At 69.8% G+C, this 22461-nt stretch carries 14 protein-coding genes and 1 pseudogene; 6 read left to right on the forward strand and 9 right to left on the reverse strand.

Going from position 1 to position 22461, the window contains the following annotated elements:
- Positions 1-52: 52 nt before the first annotated feature.
- Together LRD69_RS11575 and LRD69_RS11580 are read left to right on the forward strand one after the other, a co-directional pair.
- The gene (locus LRD69_RS11575) at positions 53-637 is read left to right on the forward strand and encodes a hypothetical protein (RefSeq protein WP_277326491.1); all 585 of its coding nucleotides are present in this window, start codon (positions 53-55) and stop codon (positions 635-637) included.
- Positions 638-822: 185 nt separating this feature from the next.
- Complete coding sequence (locus tag LRD69_RS11580; RefSeq protein ID WP_277326492.1) at positions 823-2292, forward strand: MFS transporter; 1470 nt, start codon at positions 823-825, stop codon at positions 2290-2292.
- 243 nt (positions 2293-2535) lie between these two features.
- Here LRD69_RS11580 and LRD69_RS11585 read toward each other — a convergent pair whose 3' ends face one another.
- Positions 2536-7536 (reverse strand): NAD-glutamate dehydrogenase, encoded by a 5001-nt coding sequence (locus LRD69_RS11585; protein ID WP_277326493.1) that lies wholly within the window; start codon positions 7534-7536, stop codon positions 2536-2538.
- A gap of 384 nt (positions 7537-7920) precedes the next feature.
- Here LRD69_RS11585 and LRD69_RS11590 point away from each other — a divergent pair, with 384 nt between their 5' ends.
- Positions 7921-8487 carry a DJ-1/PfpI family protein gene (locus LRD69_RS11590; RefSeq protein ID WP_277326494.1) on the forward strand — a complete coding sequence of 189 codons (567 nt, stop codon included), beginning with the start codon at positions 7921-7923 and terminating at the stop codon, positions 8485-8487.
- A 42-nt stretch (positions 8488-8529) separates the two neighbouring features.
- On the opposite strand, the gene LRD69_RS11595 is transcribed toward LRD69_RS11590, so the two are convergent.
- Positions 8530-9201: an HAD family hydrolase gene (locus LRD69_RS11595; protein ID WP_277326495.1), complete on the reverse strand. Its 672-nt coding sequence runs from the start codon at positions 9199-9201 to the stop codon at positions 8530-8532.
- Between the two features lie 56 nt (positions 9202-9257).
- Complete coding sequence (locus tag LRD69_RS11600; protein ID WP_277326496.1) at positions 9258-9764, reverse strand: hypothetical protein; 507 nt, start codon at positions 9762-9764, stop codon at positions 9258-9260.
- A gap of 287 nt (positions 9765-10051) precedes the next feature.
- Between LRD69_RS11600 and LRD69_RS11605 the strand changes: the two genes are divergently transcribed.
- Positions 10052-10528, forward strand: coding sequence for an Rv3235 family protein (locus LRD69_RS11605; protein WP_277326497.1), 477 nt, complete (start codon positions 10052-10054; stop codon positions 10526-10528).
- 245 nt (positions 10529-10773) lie between these two features.
- Here the strand turns inward: LRD69_RS11605 and secA are convergent, their stop codons facing one another.
- Positions 10774-13599 carry a preprotein translocase subunit SecA gene (gene secA, locus LRD69_RS11610; RefSeq protein WP_277326498.1) on the reverse strand — a complete coding sequence of 942 codons (2826 nt, stop codon included), beginning with the start codon at positions 13597-13599 and terminating at the stop codon, positions 10774-10776.
- A gap of 240 nt (positions 13600-13839) precedes the next feature.
- Between secA and LRD69_RS11615 the strand changes: the two are divergent.
- Together LRD69_RS11615 and LRD69_RS11620 are read left to right on the forward strand one after the other, a co-directional pair.
- A pseudogene (locus tag LRD69_RS11615) lies at positions 13840-14484 on the forward strand (GNAT family N-acetyltransferase).
- 34 nt (positions 14485-14518) lie between these two features.
- Positions 14519-15694 (forward strand): crosslink repair DNA glycosylase YcaQ family protein, encoded by a 1176-nt coding sequence (locus LRD69_RS11620; RefSeq protein WP_277326499.1) that lies wholly within the window; start codon positions 14519-14521, stop codon positions 15692-15694.
- Positions 15695-15722: 28 nt separating this feature from the next.
- Here LRD69_RS11620 and LRD69_RS11625 read toward each other — a convergent pair whose 3' ends face one another.
- The 5 genes from LRD69_RS11625 to mtrB form a co-directional block, all read right to left on the reverse strand.
- The gene (locus LRD69_RS11625) at positions 15723-16478 is read right to left on the reverse strand and encodes a response regulator transcription factor (protein ID WP_277326500.1); all 756 of its coding nucleotides are present in this window, start codon (positions 16476-16478) and stop codon (positions 15723-15725) included.
- 182 nt (positions 16479-16660) lie between these two features.
- Entirely contained in the window at positions 16661-17350 is a 690-nt protein-coding gene (gene raiA / locus LRD69_RS11630; protein ID WP_277326501.1) for a ribosome-associated translation inhibitor RaiA, read from the reverse strand.
- A 323-nt stretch (positions 17351-17673) separates the two neighbouring features.
- Positions 17674-18402 carry a phosphoribosyltransferase family protein gene (locus LRD69_RS11635; RefSeq protein WP_277326502.1) on the reverse strand — a complete coding sequence of 243 codons (729 nt, stop codon included), beginning with the start codon at positions 18400-18402 and terminating at the stop codon, positions 17674-17676.
- Between the two features lie 179 nt (positions 18403-18581).
- The gene (locus tag LRD69_RS11640) at positions 18582-20447 is read right to left on the reverse strand and encodes an LpqB family beta-propeller domain-containing protein (protein ID WP_277326503.1); all 1866 of its coding nucleotides are present in this window, start codon (positions 20445-20447) and stop codon (positions 18582-18584) included.
- The gene (mtrB, locus tag LRD69_RS11645; protein ID WP_277326504.1) at positions 20437-22461 is read right to left on the reverse strand and encodes an MtrAB system histidine kinase MtrB; all 2025 of its coding nucleotides are present in this window, start codon (positions 22459-22461) and stop codon (positions 20437-20439) included. Before mtrB ends, LRD69_RS11640 begins: the two co-directional genes overlap by 11 nt.

Raw genomic sequence — 22461 nt, forward strand, 5'->3', positions numbered from 1 at the left:
GGGGGCGCGGCGCCGAGAACGGATTCCGTGATGCGGCACCCCTCTCATCGAAGTGATCGGCCGCAACTGGCGGTGCGAGGACCGGCGTTGCACTCTGTACGACACCCGCCGGGGCACCGCCGCCCTGCTGCCGCGCGTGGTCGGGGGCGTACCCCGCTGCCAGAACCACGGCGGCCCGCTGATCGACGACGGCCCGCGCACCGCGACGGTCCAGCTGAAGCTGCTGGTCGACGGTGCGCTGCGGGCCAGGTTCACGCTGGAGGACGGCTCGACGGTGAAGGTGGGCCGGGAGCCGGGCGACGGCGGCATCGCCCTGGTCGGCCTCATACCGGAACAGCGGACGGCCGGACTCAGCCGCACTCATGTCGAACTGCGGGTGACCGGCGGAATCGTCCACGTCCGCGACCGCAGCACGTACGGAACCCACTGGCGCTCCACGGCCGGCAGGTCGGGCCCGGGCCCGTGGCACAAGCTGGGCGCCGAGGAACGGCAGTACCGCGGCGGCGACGAACTGCAACTGGCCGAAGCCGTGGTGCTGGCCCGCAGCGGACGCCGCTTCCCCATGGAACTGGCCCAGGAGTGGCAACGCCGCCGGTCGTCACCACCGGACGCGGCGGGCGAGACCCGCATGTACTGACGCCGGACCCGGCGCGTGAGGGCCGCCCCGGTGCGCGGTGGCGGAGCGTGGACCCTCTCCGGCGGGTTCGTGATCACAGCCCGGAAACCATGGGCGCCGGCCCCCAAAAGTCAACCATTGACCTGTGCGGCAGCACCTGCAATCTTGGCAAGCGCTTTCTATCCGTCTGGCGTCAAGGGGGACGCATGACACACTCCGCCGCACCCGCCCCATCCACTTCTGCCGAGGACCGCCACGCCGGCCGGGCGCTGTTCTCCGGCCATCACACCCACCTGTGGGGCTTCCTGCTCGCGGGCTGGCTGATCAGCTACGCCGACCGCACCGTCACCGGGCCGGTCGTCTCCTGGATGATCGAGAACAAGACGGGTTTCATCGGGGACGCCGCCAACCCGGCCACCCTCGGCGGTCTCATCGGCTCCATGTTCTTCACCGGATACATGCTCACGCAGTACGCGGGCGGGCGCCTCGGCGACCGCTACGGCCACCGCGAGATGCTCGTCGTCTCGCTGCTGTGGGCAGGCCTGCTGACCCTGGTGTCCGGGCTCACCGGCGGTCTGGTCGGGTTCGTCGTGGCCCGTGTGCTCACCGGCCTCGGCGAGGGCGTGTTCTACTCGAACGACCGCGTTCTGGTGATCGCGCACACGCCCCCGGCCCGCCGCACCATAGGACTCGGTGTGGTCCTGTCCGGCCTCTCCATCGGCCTGACGGCCGGCATCGTGGCCACCCCCCACCTCATCGACTGGGGCGCTGCGTGGGGCATGGGCGACCGGGCCTGGAGCATGCCTCTGTACGTTTTCGGGGCTGTCTCGCTCCTCGTCGCCGCGGCGACATGGGGCTTCTTCCGCGCCCGCGGGGACCGTCCGCTGCGCCTCGGTCCGCCTGCGCTGCGCCTCGTCGGCTACTCCGTCCCCGCGGCTGTCGCGATCGTCGCCCTGTTCCTGCTCGCGGACGAGTTCAGCTGGCCCGACTGGCTCACCGCCGTCGGTTCGGGAGTGCTGTTCCTCATCATGATCACCGTGGTCATCCGGGGCATCGTCCGCACCGGGCGCTCGGTCCACCTCCTCAACCGCAATGTCTGGCTGGTGTACATCGCCTTCATCGCGGTGATGTGGAACCTCTGGTTCTTCTCCTTCTGGTCCGTGCAGATCGTCGTGGAGAGCGCGCACAGCAGCTTCGGGGCAGCCGCGCTGACGGCGGCGTTCAACGCGGGCGCGGGCATCATCGGCTTCCCGGTGGGCGGCTGGATCGCCGACCGCAGGGTGCGGGCGGGCAAGGGCCGCAAGCCGCTGGCCATCACCTGCGCGGCCGTGCACACGGTCCTCGCGATCGCGTTCGGCATCAGCCTGCTCGACGGGAAGCCATCGCTGCTCCTGCTCGGCCTGATCCTGTTCTGCTCGGGCCTCTTCTTCAACGCCCTCCAGCCGATCGTCCACAGCATCCTCGGCGACCTGGCCACCGACGAGCACCGAGGCTCGCTGTTCGGCCTGTTCAACCTGGTCGCCGAGATCGGCGCGGTGGCGAGCCCCGTCGTCAGCGGCGTACTGCGCGACGCGACGGGAAGCTGGGCACCGGGCGTCTTCACTGCCGCCGGGGTGATGGCCGTCTCCGTCGTGCTCTACGGAATGGTGAAGGAGCGGATGCCGCTGCCCGCGTGACGGCGCCGAGGAGATCCGCTCGACTGCGCAGTTCCGAACCCTCGAAGGCCCGGTCACCTTGGTGACCGGGCCTTCGAGCGGTGTTGCCGGAGGGGGGACGGGACCCCGGCCCGCACCCGGGCCCGTCCGGCGCTCGATGACAGCCCCCGGGGCCTCGTCGAGCCCGTCCCCTCGAGGCCAAGGGCGAGAACGAGAACGGGGCGGCCGCCGAATTCCACGGCAACCGCCCCGCCCCACCGGCCCTTAGGCGTGCGTACGCAGCAGCGTCCGCATCGTCCGCATGGCCACCGACAGATTCGCCAGGTCGAACGCGTCCGACCCCCGAATCTCCTCCAGCGTGGAGCGCGACCGCGTCAGGATCGCCGCGTTCTTCTCCTCCCACGCCGCAAACCGCTCCTCCGGCGTCGAGGTCCCGTTGCCCACGGACAGCACGTCCGCGGTGAGCGCCGCATGTGCGGCGTACAGGTCCTCACGGATGGACGCGCGGGCCATCGACTGCCAGCGGTCGCTCCGCGGCAGTTCGATGATCCGGTCCATCAGCTGCGTCACACCGAGCCGGTCGGCGACGTCGTAGTAGATCTCGGCGACGGCCAGCGGGTCCTTGCCGATGCGCTCCGCGATCGCCACGATGTCGAGCGCCGGGAAGGCCGACGAGAATCCGGCGACGCGCTGCGCCAGCTCGTCCGGAACGCCGGCCTCGCTGAGCTCGTCCAGGATCGACTGGTACCACTCCTGGTCGGCGCCCTTCAGCATCTTGGGCAGCTCGGCCCAGACCTGGTCGACGCCGTCCTTGAAGAAGCCGATCGTGCCGGCGATCTCCAGCGGCTGCGGCCGGTTGCCGAGCAGCCAGCGCGAACCGCGCTCGACGAGCCGGCGCGAGTGCAGCCGGATCCGGGTCTGCACATCGGCGGCGACCTCGTTGTCGAGCGCCTCGACGGCGTCCCACACCTGGCCGAGGCCGAAGATCTCACGGGCCGCGGCCTGGGCCCGCACGATCTCCTCGATCGACGCGCCGGTCTCTTCCCGCAGCCGGTGCAGGAAGGTCGAACCACCCGTGTTCACCGTGTCGTTGACAAGCACCGTCGTGATGATCTCGCGACGCAGCGCGTGCCCGTCGACCGCCTCGGGGAACTGCGCGCGCAGCTGCTCGGGGAAGTAGGCGTACAGCAGCTTCTGCAGGTACGGGTCGTCCGGCAGGCTGGTCTTGATCAGCTCGTCGGACGTGGTGATCTTCGTGTAGGCCAGCAGCACAGCGAGCTCGGGCTGGGTGAGCCCCTTGCCGCTGTTCAGCAGCTCACGGATCTGCCGGTCGGTCGGCAGGAACTCCAGGGCGCGGTTGAGGTGCCCGTCGCTCTCGAGGCGGCGCATGAAGCGCTGCTGGGCGTGGAGCAGCGAGGAGGACTGGGCGACGGAGTTGGCGAGCGCGGTGTTCTGCGCGTAGTTGTTGCGCAGCACCAGACGCCCGATCTCGTCGGTCATGTCCGCGAGCAGCTTGTTGCGCTGCTTGACGGTCATGTCACCGTCCCGGACCAGACCGTTGAGCAGGATCTTGATGTTCACCTCGTGGTCGGAGGTGTCCACGCCGGCGCTGTTGTCGATCGCGTCGGTGTTGATCCGGCCGCCGCCCCGGGCGAACTCGATCCGGCCGAGCTGGGTCGCGCCGAGGTTGCCGCCCTCGCCGACGACCTTGGCCCGCAGATCCTCCCCGTTGACGCGGATCGCGTCATTGGCCTTGTCGCCGACGTCCGCGTTCGACTCGGCCGACGACTTGATGTACGTACCGATGCCGCCGTTCCACACCAGGTCGACGCGGGCCTTGAGGATGGTCTTCATCAGCTCGGCGGGCGTCATCTTGGTGACACCCGACTCGATGCCGAGCGCCTCGCGGACGTGCGCGTTGACCGGGATCGACTTCGCGGTACGGGGGTGGATGCCGCCGCCCGCGGACAGCAGATCCTTGTTGTAGTCGGCCCAGGAGCTGCGCGGCAGGTCGAAGAGGCGGCGCCGCTCGGCGTACGAGGCGGCGGCGTCCGGGGTCGGGTCGATGAAGATGTGCCGGTGGTCGAAGGCGGCGACGAGCTGGATGTGCTCGGAGAGCAGCATGCCGTTGCCGAACACGTCGCCGGACATGTCGCCGACGCCGACGACCGTGAAGTCCTCGGTCTGGGTGTCGTGGCCGAGCTCGCGGAAGTGCCGCTCGACGGACTCCCAGGCACCGCGGGCGGTGATGCCCATGCCCTTGTGGTCGTATCCGGCGGAGCCACCGGAGGCGAACGCGTCGCCGAGCCAGAAGCCGTATCCGACAGCGACCTCGTTGGCGATGTCGGAGAAACTCGCGGTGCCCTTGTCGGCGGCGACGACGAGGTACGTGTCGTCCTCGTCGTGGCGGACGACGTCGACGGGCGGCACGACCTCGCCGGCCACCAGGTTGTCGGTGATGTCGAGCAGCGCCGAGATGAACGTCCGGTACGAGGCGATGCCCTCGGCCATCCAGGCATCACGGTCGACGGCCGGGTCCGGCAGCTGCTTGGCGACGAAGCCGCCCTTGGCGCCGACCGGCACGATGACGGTGTTCTTCACCATCTGCGCCTTGACCAGGCCGAGGATCTCCGTACGGAAGTCCTCCCGCCGGTCCGACCAGCGCAGGCCACCGCGGGCGACCTTGCCGAAGCGCAGGTGGACACCCTCGACGCGCGGCGAGTACACCCAGATCTCGAACGCCGGGCGGGGCGCCGGAAGGTCCGGGATGGCCTGGGGGTCGAACTTCATCGAGACGTAGGAATGCGGCTTCCCGCTCGCCGCCTGCTGGAAGAAGTTCGTACGCAGGGTTGCCTTGATGACGGTCAGGAAGGACCGCAGGATCCGGTCCTCGTCGAGCGAGGCGACCTGGTCGAGCGCCCCGTCCAGCTCTTCGAGGAGACCGTCGATCAGCTCGGTGCCGGCGCTCTGCCGGCCCGGCGACATCCTGGCCTCGAAGAGGGAGATCAGCAGCCGAGTGGTGTGGACGTTGTTACGGAGGGTGTCCTCCATGTAGTCCTGGCTGAAGGTCGAACCGGCCTGCCGCAGGTACTTCGCGTACGCGCGCAGCACCATCGCCTGCCGCCAGCTCAGGCCCGCGCCGAGCACCAGGGAGTTGAAGCCGTCGTTCTCGGCCTCACCGGTCCACACGGCGGCGAACGCGTCCTGGAAGCGGTCCCGGGCGTCGTCGGCGAGGTAGGTGCCGCTGCCGTTGACCTGCGGCATCCGCAGACCGAAGTCGTAGATCCAGGCCAGCGTACGGTCCGCGCAGCGCAGCTCGTACGGGCGCTCGTCCACGACCTCGACACCGAGCCGCTGGAGCGCCGGGAGGACGGCGGAGAGGGAGACCTGCTCGCCGGTCCGGTAGATCTTGAAGCGTCGCTCGCCGGGGGCGGCACCGACCGGCTCGTACAGGCTGAGCGCGAAGTCCTTCTCGTTCCGCTTGAGCGCCTCGAGGTGGACCAGGTCGGCGACGGCGGAACGCGGCGAGTGGTCGGCCTTGTAACCCTCGGGGAACGAGTGACCGTACTGGCGCAGCAGTTCCGCGGCTCGCTCCTCGCCGCACTCGGCGTTCAGCGCCTCCTGGAAGCCGTCGGCCCAGGAGCGGGCGGCCTCGACGAGACGGGCCTCGATGCGCTCCACCTCGGCGCCGGTGAGGTCGGGCAGTTCGGTGCCCGGCGCGACGCGGACGACGAAGTGCAGCCGGGACAGGATCGACTCGGTGTTCCAGGCGGTGAAGTCGACGCTGGTGCCGCCGAGCTCCTCCTTGAGGATGTCGATCAGCCGGAGCCGGACACCGGTGGTGTAGCGGTCACGCGGCAGGTAGACGATCGCGGAGTAGTAGCGCCCGTACTCATCCTGGCGCAGGTACAGCCGCAGCCGGCGCCGCTCCTGGAGGTAGAGCACCGAGGTGACGATGGAGCGCAGCTGGTCGACGGGCGTCTGGAAGAGCTCGTCGCGCGGGTACGTCTCGAGGATCTGCAGCAGGTCCCGGCCGTCGTGGCTGTTGGGCGAGAAGCCCGCGCCCTCCAGCACCTCTGCGACCTTGCGGCGGATGACGGGCACCCGGCGCACGGACTCGGTGTAGGCGGCGGACGAGAACAGTCCGAGGAAGCGGCGCTCACCGATGACGTTGCCCTCGGCGTCGAACTTCTTCACCCCGACGTAGTCGAGGTAGCTGGGGCGGTGCACGGTCGACCGGCTGTTCGCCTTGGTGAGGATGAGCAGCTTGCGCTCACGGGCCTTGGCGCGGGCGTCGGCCGGCAGCCGGTCGAAGGACGGGCTGACCGGGTGCGCCTCGTCCTCGCTGTGGTGCGGGTCGGAGCGCAGGATGCCGAGGCCGGTGCCGGGGACGGCGGCCAGCGCGTCGGTCTCCCTCAGCTCGTACTCGCGGTAGCCGAGGAAGGTGAAGTGGTCGGCGGCGAGCCAGCGCAGCAGCTCCCGCGCCTCGTTCACCTCCTCGTCGGCGAGGGCGTCGAGCGGCTCGCCGGGCAGGTCGTCGGCGATGCGCAGCGCGGCCTCGCGCATCTTCTCCCAGTCCTCGACGGTCTCCCGTACGTCGGACAGCACCCGGAGCAGGTTCTCGGCGATCGTCTTGAGGTCGGCGCGGTCGGTCTCGCGGTCGATCTCGACGTGGATCCAGGACTCGATGAGCGCGTCGTGCGGCAGCGGGGCCTTGGTCCCGTCGGCACCCTTGCGGACCGTGCCCACCGAGAGGCCGTTGCCCTCGGCGAGGACCTCGATCAGCTTGCCGGTGACATCGCGGCGGACGACGACCTGCGGGTGGATCACGAGATGGATGCCGCGCCCCTGCCGGGACAGCTCATTGGTGACGGAGTCGACCAGGAACGGCATGTCGTCCGTGACGACCTCGACGACCGAGTGACTGGACGTCCAGCCGTTCTCCTCGACGGTCGGCGTGTGCACCCGTACGTTCGCGGTGCCCTGCGGCCGGTTCTCCGCAAGGCGGTAGTGGGAGGAAGCGGCACCGAAGACGTCGACCGGGTCGCGACCGGCCAGGTCCTCCGGAGCAGTGTGCAGGTAGTAGCGCTGGAGGTACGAGAGGAGCGCGTCCTGGCCCGCTCCTGTGCTGCCGGCCGCGGCGCCCGCAACGTGCACCCGGGTGCTACCGCCCGGGCTGCCGACACCACCGCCCGGGCTGTTGTCAGCTACCTTGGCGGCCCGTGCGAGCAGCTCGGCCTTGGCTTCGTCCAGCTTGGTCTGCATGTCCTCTGGCTCCTGTCGCGCGCCGTTGCGTGACGTAGGTGAAAAAGGCGACATACCGCCACGACACGGGGTTTCCGGTCTGGGACGACGCTATGCCGCTATGAGAGATGCCCGGGACCTTATCGGCCATTTTTGGCAGCGGGTCCGGGGCGGAGGGATCAGTCATGGCCCGGGCGCGTTGGCAGTCCGGGCGCAGGCCGGGGGCTTCACTGCCCCCGAGGCGTATCGCGCTGATCACGGGGTCCAGGCTATCTCCCCGACACCCGGAACCGTCATGAGCCGTATGTGTACAAAAGAAGGCCCCGAACTTTGACACTCTGGACAGCGCGCAACGGACGGATGCACGCTTACCGGAGACGTCCGCGCGAGGGGAGCCCCGCAGCAATGGCACCGAAAATCCTGATTGTCACCGGCGACGCCGCCGAGTCCCTGGAAGTCCTCTACCCGTACCAGCGGCTGCGCGAGGAGGGGTACGACGTCCACATCGCGGCTCCCGCCCGCAAGACGCTCCGCTTCGTGGTCCACGACTTCGAGCCCGGCTTCGACACGTACACCGAGAAGCCCGGCTACACCTGGCCGGCCGACCTGGCGTTCTCCGAGGTGGACCCCGGCGACTACGTCGCCCTGGTCATCCCCGGCGGACGGGCCCCCGAATACCTGCGCAACGACGCCGAGCTCCGCAAGCTCCTCAAGGCCTTCTTCGAAACGGACAGGCCGGTGGCCCAGATCTGCCACGGCCCGCTGCTGACGGCGGCGATCGGCGAACTGGGCGGCCGCCGCGTCACGGCCTACCCCGCGCTGGAACTCGACATGCAGGCCGCGGGTGCCACCTTCGAGGACCACGAAGCGGTGGTCGACGGCACCCTGGTCTCGTCCCGCGCATGGCCGGACCACTCGGCCTGGATGCGCGAATTCCTGAAGATCCTGCGCACCGAGGCCCCGGTGAGCTGAGGGCGGCGCAGCCCCGCGGCCTGTCCCGCCCCTCCGAGACCCTCAGGCGGCCATGTGCGCGGCGAGCGCCACGGCCTCGGCCAGACTGTCCACCACCGGCACCCCGGCCGCCTCGAGGCTCACCCGGCTGTGCGACCCGCCGGTGTAGAGCACCGCTCCCGCACCGACATGCGCCGCCGCCACCGCGTCGTCCACCGCGTCACCGATGATCACCGTGTGCTCCGGCGCTATCCCGTCCAGCGCGGCGAGGTGCCGCTCCATGTGCTGCGCCTTGCTGCCGCCGGACGGCCCGGTGCGCCCGTCGACCCGGGTGAAGTGCTGCTCGATGCCGTACCCCCGCACCACCGGAACCAGCTGCTCGTGGACGTACATGCTCAGCAGTGACTGGCTACGGCCTGCCAGCCCCCACTGCGCCAGCAGCTCCTCGGCCCCCTCGGTGAGCCCACAGGCGACCCGCTGCTCGGTGTAGTACCGGTGGAAGATCCCGTCCATCCGCTCCCACTCGGCGTCGGTGGGCAGCCGGCCCATCAGCCGCTCGTAGAAGCGGGGGATCGGGACGCAGTACATCTCGCGGTACTGCTCGATCGTGATCGGCTCCAGGCCGACCTCGGCGAACGCTGCATTCGTCGCGCCGACGACTGCGGCGTTGTCGTCGAGCAGTGTGCCGTTCCAGTCCCAGACCAGATGCATGCGGTGCTTCCCCTTCGTCCCCATGCAGAGAAAATACCCGCCGGGCAGGACAACGGGCGCACGGCCCGGGTCTGTGCTCGTCAGCCGATCAGGTTGGGGATCTCCTGCACGCCGAACCAGAGCAGCTCATGGTCCTCGGCGCCGTCCACGGTGAACTGCGCGTCGTCGTCCCCGAGGTCCGCCGCCCCCAGCACGGCCGCGGCCGCCGCCACGTCCTTCTCCGCGTCCTCCGCATCGACGTGCACCGCGGCCGCCTTCACCAGCGGCACCGCGGAAGCAATACGCACCTCGCCGAGCGACGAGGGGTCCAGGCTGTGGTCGGGGTCGGCGACCGCCTGCCCGTCCGGTACGTCGACGGCCACGACGACCCGCCTGCGCACCACCCCGGGGTCCCCGGCGATCAGGCGCAGCGAGGCGGACGCGGCCCGGTTGAGCGCCGCGTACTCCAGCTCCTCGATGTCGTCGGAGACGTACCACTCACGCAGCGCGGGCGTCACCGCGTACGCGGTCAGCGGACCGGGGCCGACTTCGCCCGCACGGTGCGCCGCTGCGAGACCGGAGAGGGTCAGGGGGACGTACACGCGCATGGCTGGCCGCTTTCATAGTCGGAGACGCCCTCAGGATACGTGCGCCGTCCCCCTTCGGGGTTACGGATACGACGCCCGGCCCGTCCACCCGGCAACCGTCCTTCACCCTCCCCACGCCTGCCCCGCGCCCGTGCCGCACCGGGTCCGTCACCCGGATAGGTGAACTTCCCGCACCACGTCCGGCGGCCTGTCGGCGCTTGCAGGCACGGCCACCGCCGCCGTAGAAGATCCCCAACAGAAGTTACCGCCCGGTATACGTCCGGGCTCGATCACGGGGGCGATCAACGATGAGCATGAACAGGACCCGGCCCGCAGGACGCCACGACCAGCGCAGGCCGGACGCCGTACCACCACCGCAGCGCCGCGGGACACCCCAGCGGATGCTGCGGCCCCACCACTGGTTCGCGGAACGTCTCCTCGCGGTCCTCAGCGGGCAGCGCCCGGTGCACTGGATGCTCGGCCACACGATCGGCGAGGCGTACGACCAGCTCGCCGAACTGGCCCCGGCCACCCCCCTGAGGGCCCGTGGCGCCCGACCGGTGGTACGCCAGTGCCACGGCGCGCAGCCGGCCCCGGGCGTGGTGGAGGCCTGCGCGAGCATCGCGGCTGGCGAGCAGGTGCGAGCGATGGCCTTCCGCCTGGAACAGGGCCCCGACCTCCGCTGGCGCTGTGCCGCAGTGGAACTGGGCATCCCCACCCCGCCCCGCACGACCCCGTCCGCCGGGTCGCACCGGTCCGTCGCCCCGAGCCCGTCCGGCGATTGACGACAGGCCACCGCCCTCCGCCACCCGCGGCAGACCCGCACGGGCCATCGGATCAAGCCCGTGCGAGGGGCCCCACGCCGTGAGGCCCGCAGGGGAGATCGACGACGGCGCCGACCAGGCGCACCGGCACCCGCCCCGCCCCGTACAGACGCGGCTGGGGCCGAGCACCCCTCGGTGCCCGGCCCCAGCCGCACTCAACACGGATCCACGCCCAGAAGTTCCGGGGCGCAGACCGCCGACCGCGCCTACTTCTTGCGGCGGCGGCCACCGCCCCCGCTCTTCTGCGCCCTGCGCCGCTCCGCCCGGGTGAGCCCGTCCGACTCGGACGTCACTCCACCGTCACCGTTGGAGAAGTCGCCCTCGACGACGCCGCCCTCCCCGTCCACGGTGGGAGCGGAGAAGTGCAGACGGTCGGGACGCTGCGGAGCGTCCAGCCCCTTGGCGCGGATCTCCGGACGCGCCCCGGCCGGCACCGCGGCGTCCTCCTTGGACAGCGACGTCCGCTCGGCCGCGTCCTGCACCGGAACCTCCTCGACCTGCTGCTCGACCTGGACCTCCAGGTTGAACAGGTAGCCGACGGACTCCTCCTTGATGCCCTCCATCATGGCGTTGAACATGTCGAAGCCCTCGCGCTGGTACTCGACCAGCGGGTCCTTCTGCGCCATGGCCCGCAGGCCGATGCCCTCCTGGAGGTAGTCCATCTCGTAGAGGTGCTCACGCCACTTGCGGTCCAGGACGGACAGCACCACACGCCGCTCCAGCTCACGCATGATGTCCGAGCCGAGCTGCTTCTCGCGCTCGTCGTACTGCTCGTGGATGTCGTCCTTGATGGACTCACCGATGAACTCGGCGGTGATGCCCGCCCGGTCCCCGGCCGCGTCCTCCAGCTCGTCGACGGTGACCTTCACCGGGTAGAGCTGCTTGAACGCGCCCCACAGCCGGTCGAGGTCCCACTCCTCGGCGAAGCCCTCGGAGGTCTCCTGCCGGATGTAGTCGTCGATGGTGTCGTCCATGAAGTGGCGGATCTGCTCCTGCAGGTCCTCGCCCTCCAGGACGCGACGGCGCTCGCCGTAGATGACCTCGCGCTGCCGGTTGAGCACCTCGTCGTACTTCAGGACGTTCTTGCGCGTCTCGAAGTTCTGCTGCTCGACCTGCGACTGCGCGGACGCGATCGCCCGCGTCACCATCTTGTTCTCGATCGGCACATCGTCCGGCACGTTCGCCATCGACATGACGCGCTCGACCATCTGCGCCTTGAACAGCCGCATCAGGTCGTCGCCGAGTGACAGGTAGAAGCGGGACTCGCCCGGGTCGCCTTGGCGGCCGGAACGACCGCGCAGCTGGTTGTCGATGCGCCGCGACTCGTGCCGTTCGGTACCGAGCACGTACAGCCCGCCGAGGTCCTTGACCTCTTCGAACTCCGCCTTCACGGCCTGTTCGGCCTTCGCCAGCGCGGCGGGCAGCGCGGCCGCCCACTCCTCGACGTGCTCGACCGGGTCGAGACCGCGCTGGCGCAGCTCCGCCTCGGCGAGGTCGTCGGGGTTGCCGCCGAGCTTGATGTCCGTACCGCGGCCGGCCATGTTCGTCGCGACCGTGACCGCGCCCTTGCGGCCGGCCTGGGCGACGATCGTCGCCTCACGGTCGTGCTGCTTGGCGTTGAGGACCTCGTGCTGGACACCGCGCTTGGAGAGCTGCTGCGAGAGGTACTCGGACTTCTCGACCGAGGTGGTGCCGACCAGGATCGGCTGGCCCTTCTCGTGCTTCTCGGCGATGTCGTCGACGACCGCGGCGAACTTCGCGACCTCGGTGCGGTAGATCAGGTCGGACTGGTCGACGCGGACCATCGGCCGGTTCGTCGGGATCGGCACGACGCCCAGCTTGTAGATCTGGTGGAACTCGGCGGCCTCGGTCATCGCCGTACCGGTCATGCCGGACAGCTTGCCGTAGAGGCGGAAGAAGTTCTGCAGGGTGATCGTGGCGAGGGTCTGGTTCTCGTCCTTGATGTCCACCCCTTCCTTCGCCTCGATGGCCTGGTGCATGCCCTCGTTGTAGCGGCGGCCGGCGAGGATACGGCCGGTGTGCTCGTCGACGATCATGACTTCGCCGTCGATGACGACGTAGTCCTTGTCCTTCTTGAAGAGTTCCTTGGCCTTGATGGCGTTGTTGAGGTACCCGACGAGGGGGGTGTTCACCGACTCGTAGAGGTTCTCGATGCCGAGCCAGTCCTCCACCTTCGCGACACCGGGCTCATGGATGGCCACGGTCCGCTTCTTCTCGTCGACCTCGTAGTCGCCGGTCTCCTCGATGCCCTTGAGCGGGTTGCCCGCCTCGCCCTTGGTCAGGCGGGTGACCAGCTTGGCGAAGTCGCCGTACCACTTGGTGGCCTGGTCGGCCGGGCCGGAGATGATCAGCGGCGTACGGGCCTCGTCGACGAGGATCGAGTCGACCTCGTCGACCACGGCGAAGTTGTGGCCGCGCTGGACGAGCTCGTCCGCGGACCACGCCATGTTGTCGCGGAGGTAGTCGAAGCCGAACTCGTTGTTCGTGCCGTACGTGATGTCGCAGGCGTACTGCTCACGGCGTTGTGCCGGCGTCATGTTCGCGAGGATGCAGCCGACGGTCAGGCCCAGGAACTTGTGAACCCGGCCCATCATTTCGGAGTCGCGCTCGGCCAGATAGTCGTTGACCGTGATCAGGTGCACGCCCTTGCCGGAGAGCGCGTTGAGATAGGCGGGCAGGGTGCCGACGAGGGTCTTGCCCTCACCGGTCTTCATCTCGGCCACATAGCCGAGGTGCAGAGCCGCACCGCCCATCATCTGGACGTCGTAGTGGCGCTGTCCGAGGACACGCTTCGCGGCTTCTCGGACCGTTGCGAATGCCTCGGGGAGCAGGTCATCCAGGCTCTCGCCGTCCGCGTACCGTTCCTTGTACTCGTCGGTGAGCGCCCGCAGCTCGGCGTCGGAGAGGTTGACGAAGTCCTCTTCGATGGAGCTGACCTGGTCCGCGATGCGGTGCAGTTTGCGCAGGATCTTGCCTTCGCCTGCACGCATGAGCTTGTTGAAGACGGACACTGAGGCTGGTCTCCTTGCCGGTCGGGCCTGGCACTGGGTCGTGTTATGGACGCTGGCGCGGGCACGGCAGGTAGGCCCCACCGCAACGGTCATCGTAAGCGAGGACCCCGCCGCGCCGGGAGGGCTGCCGCCGCGTTGCCCCCGCTGTGCCCTGCAGAGTCAACGGCCGAAGGGCTCCGAAGGTGCCGGAAACCCCGAAAAGTGTTCGCATCGTCGTCGGTGCCTCACCAGAATCCGTACATGGAACCGATCACTCTCACCACCGAGCGTCTCCTGCTGCGGCCCTTTCACGAGGGCGACGCGGACGAGGTGTACGCCGCCTGTCAGGACCCGGACATCCAACGCTGGACGGTCGTCCCCTCCCCGTAAACCCATGCCGACGCGGAACTCTTCACCCGGAAGCTGTGTCCCGGCGGCTGGCAGGACGACTCGATGTACAACTTCGCGGTCGTCCGGCGCGAGGACGGAGCTGTCACAGGCGCGCTCGGCATCAACCGCCGCAACCTGCCGGGCACGTACGAGGTGGGGTTCTGGACCGCGAAGGAACACCGCGGTCTCGGCTACATGACGGAGGCGGTGCTGGCCGCGGCCCACTGGACCTTCACCTCGCTCGGGGCGGACAGACTGGAGTGGCGGGCCGAGGCGGGCAACGAACCCTCCCGGGCCGTGGCGCTGCGGACGGGCTTCCACATGGAGGGCGACCAGCGGTCGGGGCTGCTGAACAAGGGGGTGCGACGGGACACCTGGATCGGCGCACTGCTTCCGTCCGACCTGGGCCTGCCGGGCGCCCATCCGTATCTCCCGGTCGCGGCACCGTCCGCCCCCGCAACCAGCCCGTCCACCGGTCTCCCCACGGGGCTCCACGGGGCGTCCACCGCTCCGTGAACGGTTGTCAGTGCCGCCCTCTAGGGTGCAGAACATGACGCCAGTGCCGCCCCCCGCCGCCGAACTCTCCGCCGATCAGGCCCGCAGGATGGCTCTGCGCGCCCAGGGTTTCCTCGGCGCGCCGGACCGCCGGGCCGGGGTGCCGGGCGTGCTGCGGCACCTCGGCGCCGTACAGCTCGACACCATCTCGGTGCTGGCCCGCTCGCACGAACTGATTCCGTACGCGCGCCTCGGCGCCGTCGGCCGGCGCACGGTCGAGGACGCGTACTGGTCGGCGGGCCGCAGCTTCGAGTACTGGTCGCATGCGGCATGCATCCTGCCGGTCGAGGAGTGGCCGCACTTCGCGTTCCGCCGCCGCGCCTACCGCTCGCGCCCGCACTGGTACCACGACCTGCCGGACGGGGCCTACGACGCGGTGATCAAGCAGCTGCGCGCCGAGGGCCCGCTGACGGCGACGGAGCTGGGCGGCGCGAAGAACGGTGGGGAGTGGTGGGACTGGTCGGCGTCGAAGGTCGCCGTCGAGCGGGCCCTGATGTACGGCGAGGTGGTGTGCACGGAGCGACGCGGCTGGAAGCGGGTGTACGACCTCGCGGAGCGCGCCCTGCCCGACGCCGTACTGCACGACGATCTGGACGACACCGAGTGCCTGCGCCGGCTGGTCGCACTCGCGGGACAGTCCCTGGGGGTCGGAACCCGCGCGGACATCGCGGACTACCACCGGCTGAAGGGCGAGCAGTTCGACGCGGTGGTGGCGGATTCAGGTCTGGTGCCGGTGACGGTGGAGGGCTGGGCCAAGCCGGCCTGGGCCGACCCGGCGGCGCTGGCCTCGGAACCTCGCGGACGGCACCGCACGACGCTGCTGTCGCCGTTCGACTCGCTGATCTGGGAGCGGGCGCGGACGGAGCGGATCTTCGGCTTCACGCACCGCCTGGAGGCGTACGTCCCCAAGCCCAAGCGGATCCACGGCTATTTCGCGATGCCCCTGCTGGCGGGCGGCAAGCTGCAGGGCCGGGTCGACCCGGCGCGCGAGGGCACCACGCTGGTCGCCCGGCAGGTGTCCCTGGCGGGCCACAAGGCCGTGGAGCCGATGGCCGAGGCCCTGGTGGAGGCGGCGTCCTGGGTCGGCTGCACGGACGTACGGCTGGAACGGGTCGACGCACCGGAGCTGCGCGAGCCACTCACCCGGGAAATCGCCCGGGCGCTCCGTTGACCATGCCATCTCTTTACCTGCCGTGGCTCTACCTGATCTCGAGGATCTTCTCCCGCATGGCATAGACCACCGCTTCCATCCGGGAGTGCAACTGCAGCTTCTCCAGAATGTTGCGGACGTGGTTCTTCACGGTGTTCTCGGAAATGAACAGTTCCTTCGCGATATCGCGATTGTTCATGCCTGTGGCAACCAGTTTGAGGACTTCCAGCTCCCGGTCGGTGAGCCGCGGCGCCGGCACCAGTCGGCGCTCGTCGGTCCGCTGGATCATCGACTTGAACTCGGTGAGCAATTTGGATGCCATGGACGGGCTGATCTGGGACTGCCCGTCGGCGACCGCCCGGATCGCCGTGGCCACCTCGTCCGTGGAGATCTCCTTGAGGAGATAGCCGGTGGCGCCCGCCTTGATCGCGTCGTAGAGGTCGGCCTCCTCGTCGCTGATCGTCAGCATGATGATCTTCGCGCTGGGGGCCACCTCCTTGATGGACGTGCAGGCCTCGATGCCGCCCCGCTTGGGCATGCGCACATCCATCAGCACGATGTCGGGCAGCAGGTCGGCCGCCTTGTCGACCGCCTCGGCCCCGTCACCCGCCTCACCGACGACCTGGATGTCCTCCTCCTGGGCGAGGACGATCTCCAGGCCTCTGCGGAAGAGCGCGTGGTCGTCCACCACCAGAACGCGGATCGGCTCCTTGCGGGAACCACTGTCCGCGTCCGTGCCGGTATCGGCACCGGCCGCTTCGTCTCCGTTGCTCGCACCGCATACGGGCCCGAAGGTGTCCGCCATCGTTCCTCCCCCTGAAGGCCATGGCCTGAAGTTCGCAAACTCTCCGCCAACGGCATTTCACAGAGCACCGATTGGCTTGGGACGCCATGCTTTCATGCCCGGACGTCGCAGCGGTGGTCCTGTGGTCGCACGGTGGTGCCCCTGGCGCGAATTACACCCCAGGGGCACCACCGTGCGGGGCGTCAGCCGCCGAGCGCACCGCCCGCGCCACCCGCCTCGTCAGCGGCCAGCGGGTCGGTCCTCAGGTGAATGACACCGTAGTCGTAGGCGTGGCGTCGGTAGACGACACTGGGTTCCTTCGTCTCGGAGTCGACGAACAGATAGAAGTCGTGCCCGACCAGCTCCATCTCGTAGAGCGCCTGGTCGAGCGTCATCGGTGCCGCCACGTGCGTCTTCTCGCGCATCACCAGCGGCCCTTCGCCCTGTACCTCGAGCGAGCCGATCCTGGTGGTGGGTACGGACGGGCCGGCGCCTTCGCCGGCCAGGGCGCCTTCGCTGTTGAAGGCCGCGGTGCCCGGCACGGTCTCGGCGACTTCGGCAGCGGGAATCCTGCCGTTGCCACGGCGGCTGTAGCGCTTGTCGTGCTGCTTGCGCAGCCGCGCCTCCAGCTTGCCGGTGGCCAGGTCCAGCGCTGCGTACGGATCACCGGCGGCTGCTTCGGCACGGATGACCGGTCCACGCGAGCGGAGCGTGATCTCCACCCGGTCGGAACGGTCTGCCTGACGGGGGTTTGGCTCCTTGGACACCTCGACGTCGAGGCTGATCACCTTGCCGTCGAACTTCTGGATCTTGTCCAGCTTCAGCTTTTCGGCCACGTGCTTGCGGAACCGCTCGGGCACCTCGGTCTTGCGGCCCTTGACGACGATGTCCACGCAGAACTCCGTTCCCGGATCGCTCCGCTCAGCGGCGGAGCATCTCCCTTTTGCACCAGGCCCCGGTGGTCGCCGGAGCCGCGGACTCGGTGACTTCCACCTCCTCCTCCCCCGTTGGGGAGGACTCCACCCCACCGAACTTCTGAACGTCTGGACTACCGGTGAGTTACCTGCCCGAAAGCTGGTGGTGCACTCGTCGAGGTGTGGCATTCACCATTCCTCACAACCGAACATAGCCTGCTCGGCCTGATGTCGGCACCCGCTACTCGCACGTACCTCCGTTCAGGGTCTTTTACCTACTCACTACCTGCAATGATGCAAGTTCACCTGCGGTTCCGGTTTATTTCGAAGGCGGACGGGGACGCTGCCACAACGGCCGCCTGCCGCACTCCGGAAAGCGATCCTCCGCGCCCGCCCGCGGCATCGACCGCCCGTGCCGCCTCGGTCAGCGTCGCCCCGGTCGTCAGGAGGTCGTCCACAAGCACTACCCGTTCGGCCGCAAGCAGCCGCTCACCGCCGGCCACCACCTCCAGCGCGCCCGCCAGATTCGCCCGGCGCTGCCGGGCGCCGAGTCCCGACTGATCGGCCACCGGGCGCCTTTGCCGCAGCACCGTCACCACCCGGGCCGGCATTCCGCCGCGCCGCAACTCCCCAGCCGCGGCCAGCGCGATCCGGCGCGCCGGATCATGCCCACGCGCGGCCACCGCCCGGCGCGCGGAAGGCACGGGCACGAGCAGCAGGGGTCCAGGACCGTCCATCTGCCCCGTCCCGGCCCGTACGGCACCTGCCAGCGCCCTGCCGAGCACTCTGGAGAGGGGAAGTGCGCCACGTTCCTTGTGTGCCAGGAGCACCGCCCGTACCGCGTTCTCGTACGCTGCGGCCGCATGCACCACCGGCAGTCCGGCCGGCTCCGGCGTGGGCCGCACCCGCCGCGGCAACGCCCCGCACAGCGCCGCCCGGCAGTCCTCGCACACCTCCGTCCGCGGCCTGCCGCAGCCACCGCAGGCCACCGGCAGTACCAGTCCGGCGATCTCCCGCCACCACCCCCGCATATCTCCACTGTGCCCCCGGCCCACGAGCCCGGCCACCCCTGTGGAAAACGCCTGCGCCCTCGCCCGTGACCCACTCGGCACCCACACGGAACGAGCAGAATGACGGGTGCCGTCGGGCGGATCACGGCTCCAGGAGATGTCCGGCGCATCATGGCCGGACACCTCCTACGGGACAGCCCTCAGCCCGGGTAGACCAGCGACGAGCCCTTCTTGACCACCGTCTGCCAGTTGTCGCCCGGCGACAGCTTCACTATCCCGTCGCCCTCGGTGTCCGCCATCAGCGGCAGCTGCTCGTCGTCCGCCGCCGCGACCGCCGACACCTGGTTGACCCCGGGCAGCACGCCCGAGGCCGGCGCCGAACCGTCCGCCTGCACGTAACGGACCTGCTGCACGCCGCCCTGCTCCTTGCCGACCACCACGAGACGGCTCCGGCCCGACCAGGACATCGCGGTCACATCCGTCAGCTGGGGCGCGGCCTGCCGCAGCTCCACGACGGAGACCTCCTGCTTCGAGGCCGTTCCCTGGCGCTCGATCCGGCCGATCTTCAGCGTCGTGTGCCCGTCCTCGGTCAGCAGCAGCGCGATCCGTACCCCGTCGGCAGACAGCCGCAACGCCTCCAGCCGCGCTCCGTCCAGGCCCGGCACCGTCACTTCGGACGGCTTGCCGGCACCACCGGCCAGCCGCAGCAGCCGGGAGTGGTCCGGATCCCGGTCGGCCACCCAGAGATCGCCCCGGCCGTCCCAGCTGGGCGCCGACAGCCGGTCGTCGGGCTTCTTGCCCTGGCTGGTCACTGCGGGCGCGGGCAGCTCGCCCTCCGACGCGACGGAGGACACGTACAGGGCCGCATGGTTCTGCGAGACCGCCGCCGCGACCTGCTCGTCACGGGACACACCGACCGCGCTCATCCGCACCGGTCCGTCGCCCAGCGGGCCGGTCACCGGCTCCGGGTCGCCGCTGCCCCTGGTGGACCCGGGAATGCGCTGGACGTGCCCCTTGGCGTCGACGAAGTACTGGCTGTCGGGCCCGCCCGACGAACCGTCCGGAGCGAACTCCTCCGCCTGATCGGCGCCCAGCACGCACAACGGCGAACCGTCGGACCGCTGGAGCTCCACCTGCCCGACCCGCGCCGACGTCAGGTCCCGCACGGTGTACAGCACCTGAGAGGCCATCATGCGACAGGAGCGCTGCCCGACGTTGTCCGCCTTCTTGTTCAGCGGAACCTTCAGGATGCTGCGGTCGTCGGGGGCCAGCGAGGTGATGCCCCGGCGCAGCGCGGTACTGGTGGGGAAGCGGGAATCGACCACCGGCCGCAGCCAGTTGGTCGGGCCCTCGATGAGACTGCGGACCGTCTGCGTCACGGTGTCCATCCCGGTGACGGGATCCGTCCTGTTGCGCACGTAGACGGGGTCGGCGACCAGCGTGGACTGCTCTGCCACCTGTCCGGCGGCGAAGTAGTACTTGTTGACGGAGCGGTAGAGACGCTTGAAGTCGGACTGACCCAGCAGCAGACCGTCCGGCACGAGGTCGATACGCCACTCCTTGCCGTCCGGCCCGTTCTCCTTCACCAGATGAAGGGTCCGGCTGAATTCCGAGGGCGCGACCGGCTGGTAGGCGCTCTGTGCGTCGACCGTCGCCACCTTCTCACCGGTCAGGGTGTAGCTGAGCTCCGAACTGCTGTTACCGCTGTCGTGGACCGAGCGGTCGCTGCGGCTCGGCGCCTTGGAGAGCACCGTGGTGAGCGCGCTCGGTTTCCAGGTTCCGGCCGCCTTCTTCGTCAGGTACTTGCGGGTGGTCCGGAAGCCGGGGTCATCGCTGGTCATGGACTCCAGGAAGCCGTCGACCACCTCGTTCGGAGTGGCGTCGTCGCGCGGCGCCACCGCGTACACCTGCACCTGGGAGTCACCGGGCTGCGAGGCGTCGACCGCCTTGACATCCCCGGTGACGGGCATCGATCCGCACGCGGACAGCAGCACGACGCCGCATCCCAGCAATGCGGTCAGCGCCACCACACGTCCACGGCCGTCCCGACGACGGTCAGCGCCCACGAGTCGTGTCCTCCCGCTCCGGGGTCTGCACAGCGGATTCGATGTCTGCACCCTGCGGGTCGTCGGCGGGGCGGGCGACCACCCGCGCACCATTGCCCGGCAAGGCCGCCGGGTGCACCGAAGCAGGTCCCGTCCTGGGAGCCACGGGGGCACGCGTCGGTACGGCCAGCGGCGACCGTTCCGGGCCGGCCTGCTGGGCAGGAACCGCCGTCAGCCGGTGCTCACTCCCGGTGGTGACGCCGTCCGCGGTCCGCTCCCGGTTCTCCCGGTTGCGGCGCGAGTCCTCGGGCTCCAGCGGTATCGGCGATCCGCGCAGCGGCTCGTCCGCCGTACGCGGCAGGGTCAACCGGAACTGCGAGCCGCCGCCCGGCTCACCCCACGCCTGCAGCCAGCCGCCGTGCAGCCGGGCGTCCTCGACGGCGATCGACAGTCCGAGCCCGGTGCCGCCGGTCGTCCTGGCCCGTGCCGGGTCGGCGCGCCAGAACCGGTTGAAGACCCTGGTCGCCTCCCCGGGCTTGAGCCCCACTCCGTAGTCCCGGACGGCGACGGCGACCGCTCCACCGGCCACCCCCATCCGCACCACGACGTCCCGGCCCTCACCGTGCTCGACGGCGTTGACGACCAGGTTGCGCAGCACACGCTCGACCCGCCGAGCGTCGACCTCCGCTATCACCGGCTGTTCGTCGCCGACCACGCGGATCCGGGTGCCCTTGCGCTCGGCGAGCGGCTCGGCGCCGCCGATCACCCGCCGCACGACCTGCCGCAGGTCTATCGGCTCGGCCTCCAGCGCCGCGGCGCCCGCGTCGAACCGGCTGATCTCCAGCAGATCGGAGAGCAGCGACTCGAACCGGTCGAGCTGGTCCCCGAGCAGCTCCGCGGAGCGGGCCGTGACGGGGTCGAAGTCGGCGCGCGCCTCATGGATGACATCGGCTGCCATCCGTACGGTCGTCAGCGGTGTACGCAGCTCGTGCGAGACATCCGAGACGAAGCGCCGCTGCATCCGCGAGAGCTCCTCCAGCTGCTGAATCTTCAGCTGGAGGTTCTGCGCCATCTTGTTGAAGGCTTCACCGAGCCGGGCGATGTCGTCCTCACCGGTGACCTTCATCCGCTCCTGGAGGCGGCCGGCGGACAGCCGCTCGGCGATCCCCGCCGCCATCCGGACGGGTGTGACGACCTGCCTCACCACGAACCAGGCGATGGCCCCGAGCAGCACGACCACGAACAGCCCCGCGGTCGCCAGCGTGCCCTTGACCAGGGTCAGTGACTTCTCCTCCTGCGTCAGCGGGAAGAGGTAGTAGAGCTGGTACGGATTGTGGTCGATGTCGTACAGGCGCTTGCCCACGACGAGCCCGGGCTGCGAGTCCTGGCCGTTCGCGTACCGGATCAGGGAGTACGTCTGGAACGCACCCGGCCCCTTGTCCACCGCCTCCCGCAGACTCTGCGGGATGCTGGCCGCTTCCACACTGCCGGAGCCGCGCGGCGCACGGGTTCCTTCGTCGGCGCTGAGCGCCACGACGTTGAAGGCGTTCTTGCCGCCACTGGCGAGCTGATCGACGAGCTCGGTCCGCCACGAGTTGTTGGCGGTCGCTCCGTCACCGGCGTCGCCGCCCTGGCCACGGGGGGTGAGCGGAGCGTTGGCCTTGTCCTGGGCCGCCGCGAAACCACCGGCGGCCTGGGTCTGGGCAGCCTGCCCCTTCGCGTCGAGCAGCCCGTTGCGGACCTGTCCGATGACGACCAGACCCAGCAGCAGCACCACGCCGAGCGACATGAGCAGTGTGCCCGCGACGACTCTCAACTGGAGGTTGCGCCGCCACAGCCGCACGGCGGGCAGCAGCGGACGCCGCACCCAGCGCATCAGCAGTCGCAGCACGGGACCGCCGGGCGCCCGGTCGTGGAACAACCGGGCGCCCTGCAGAAACATCCCGAACGACGAGGGCCCGCGTCCCGAACCGGCAGCCCGCCCCGTACGGACTCCCGGCTCCCCGGGCTTCGGAGCAGCGCTACCCAGGGCCAT

This window comes from Streptomyces sp. JH14 (genome assembly GCF_029428675.1).
GTDB lineage: Bacteria > Actinomycetota > Actinomycetes > Streptomycetales > Streptomycetaceae > Streptomyces.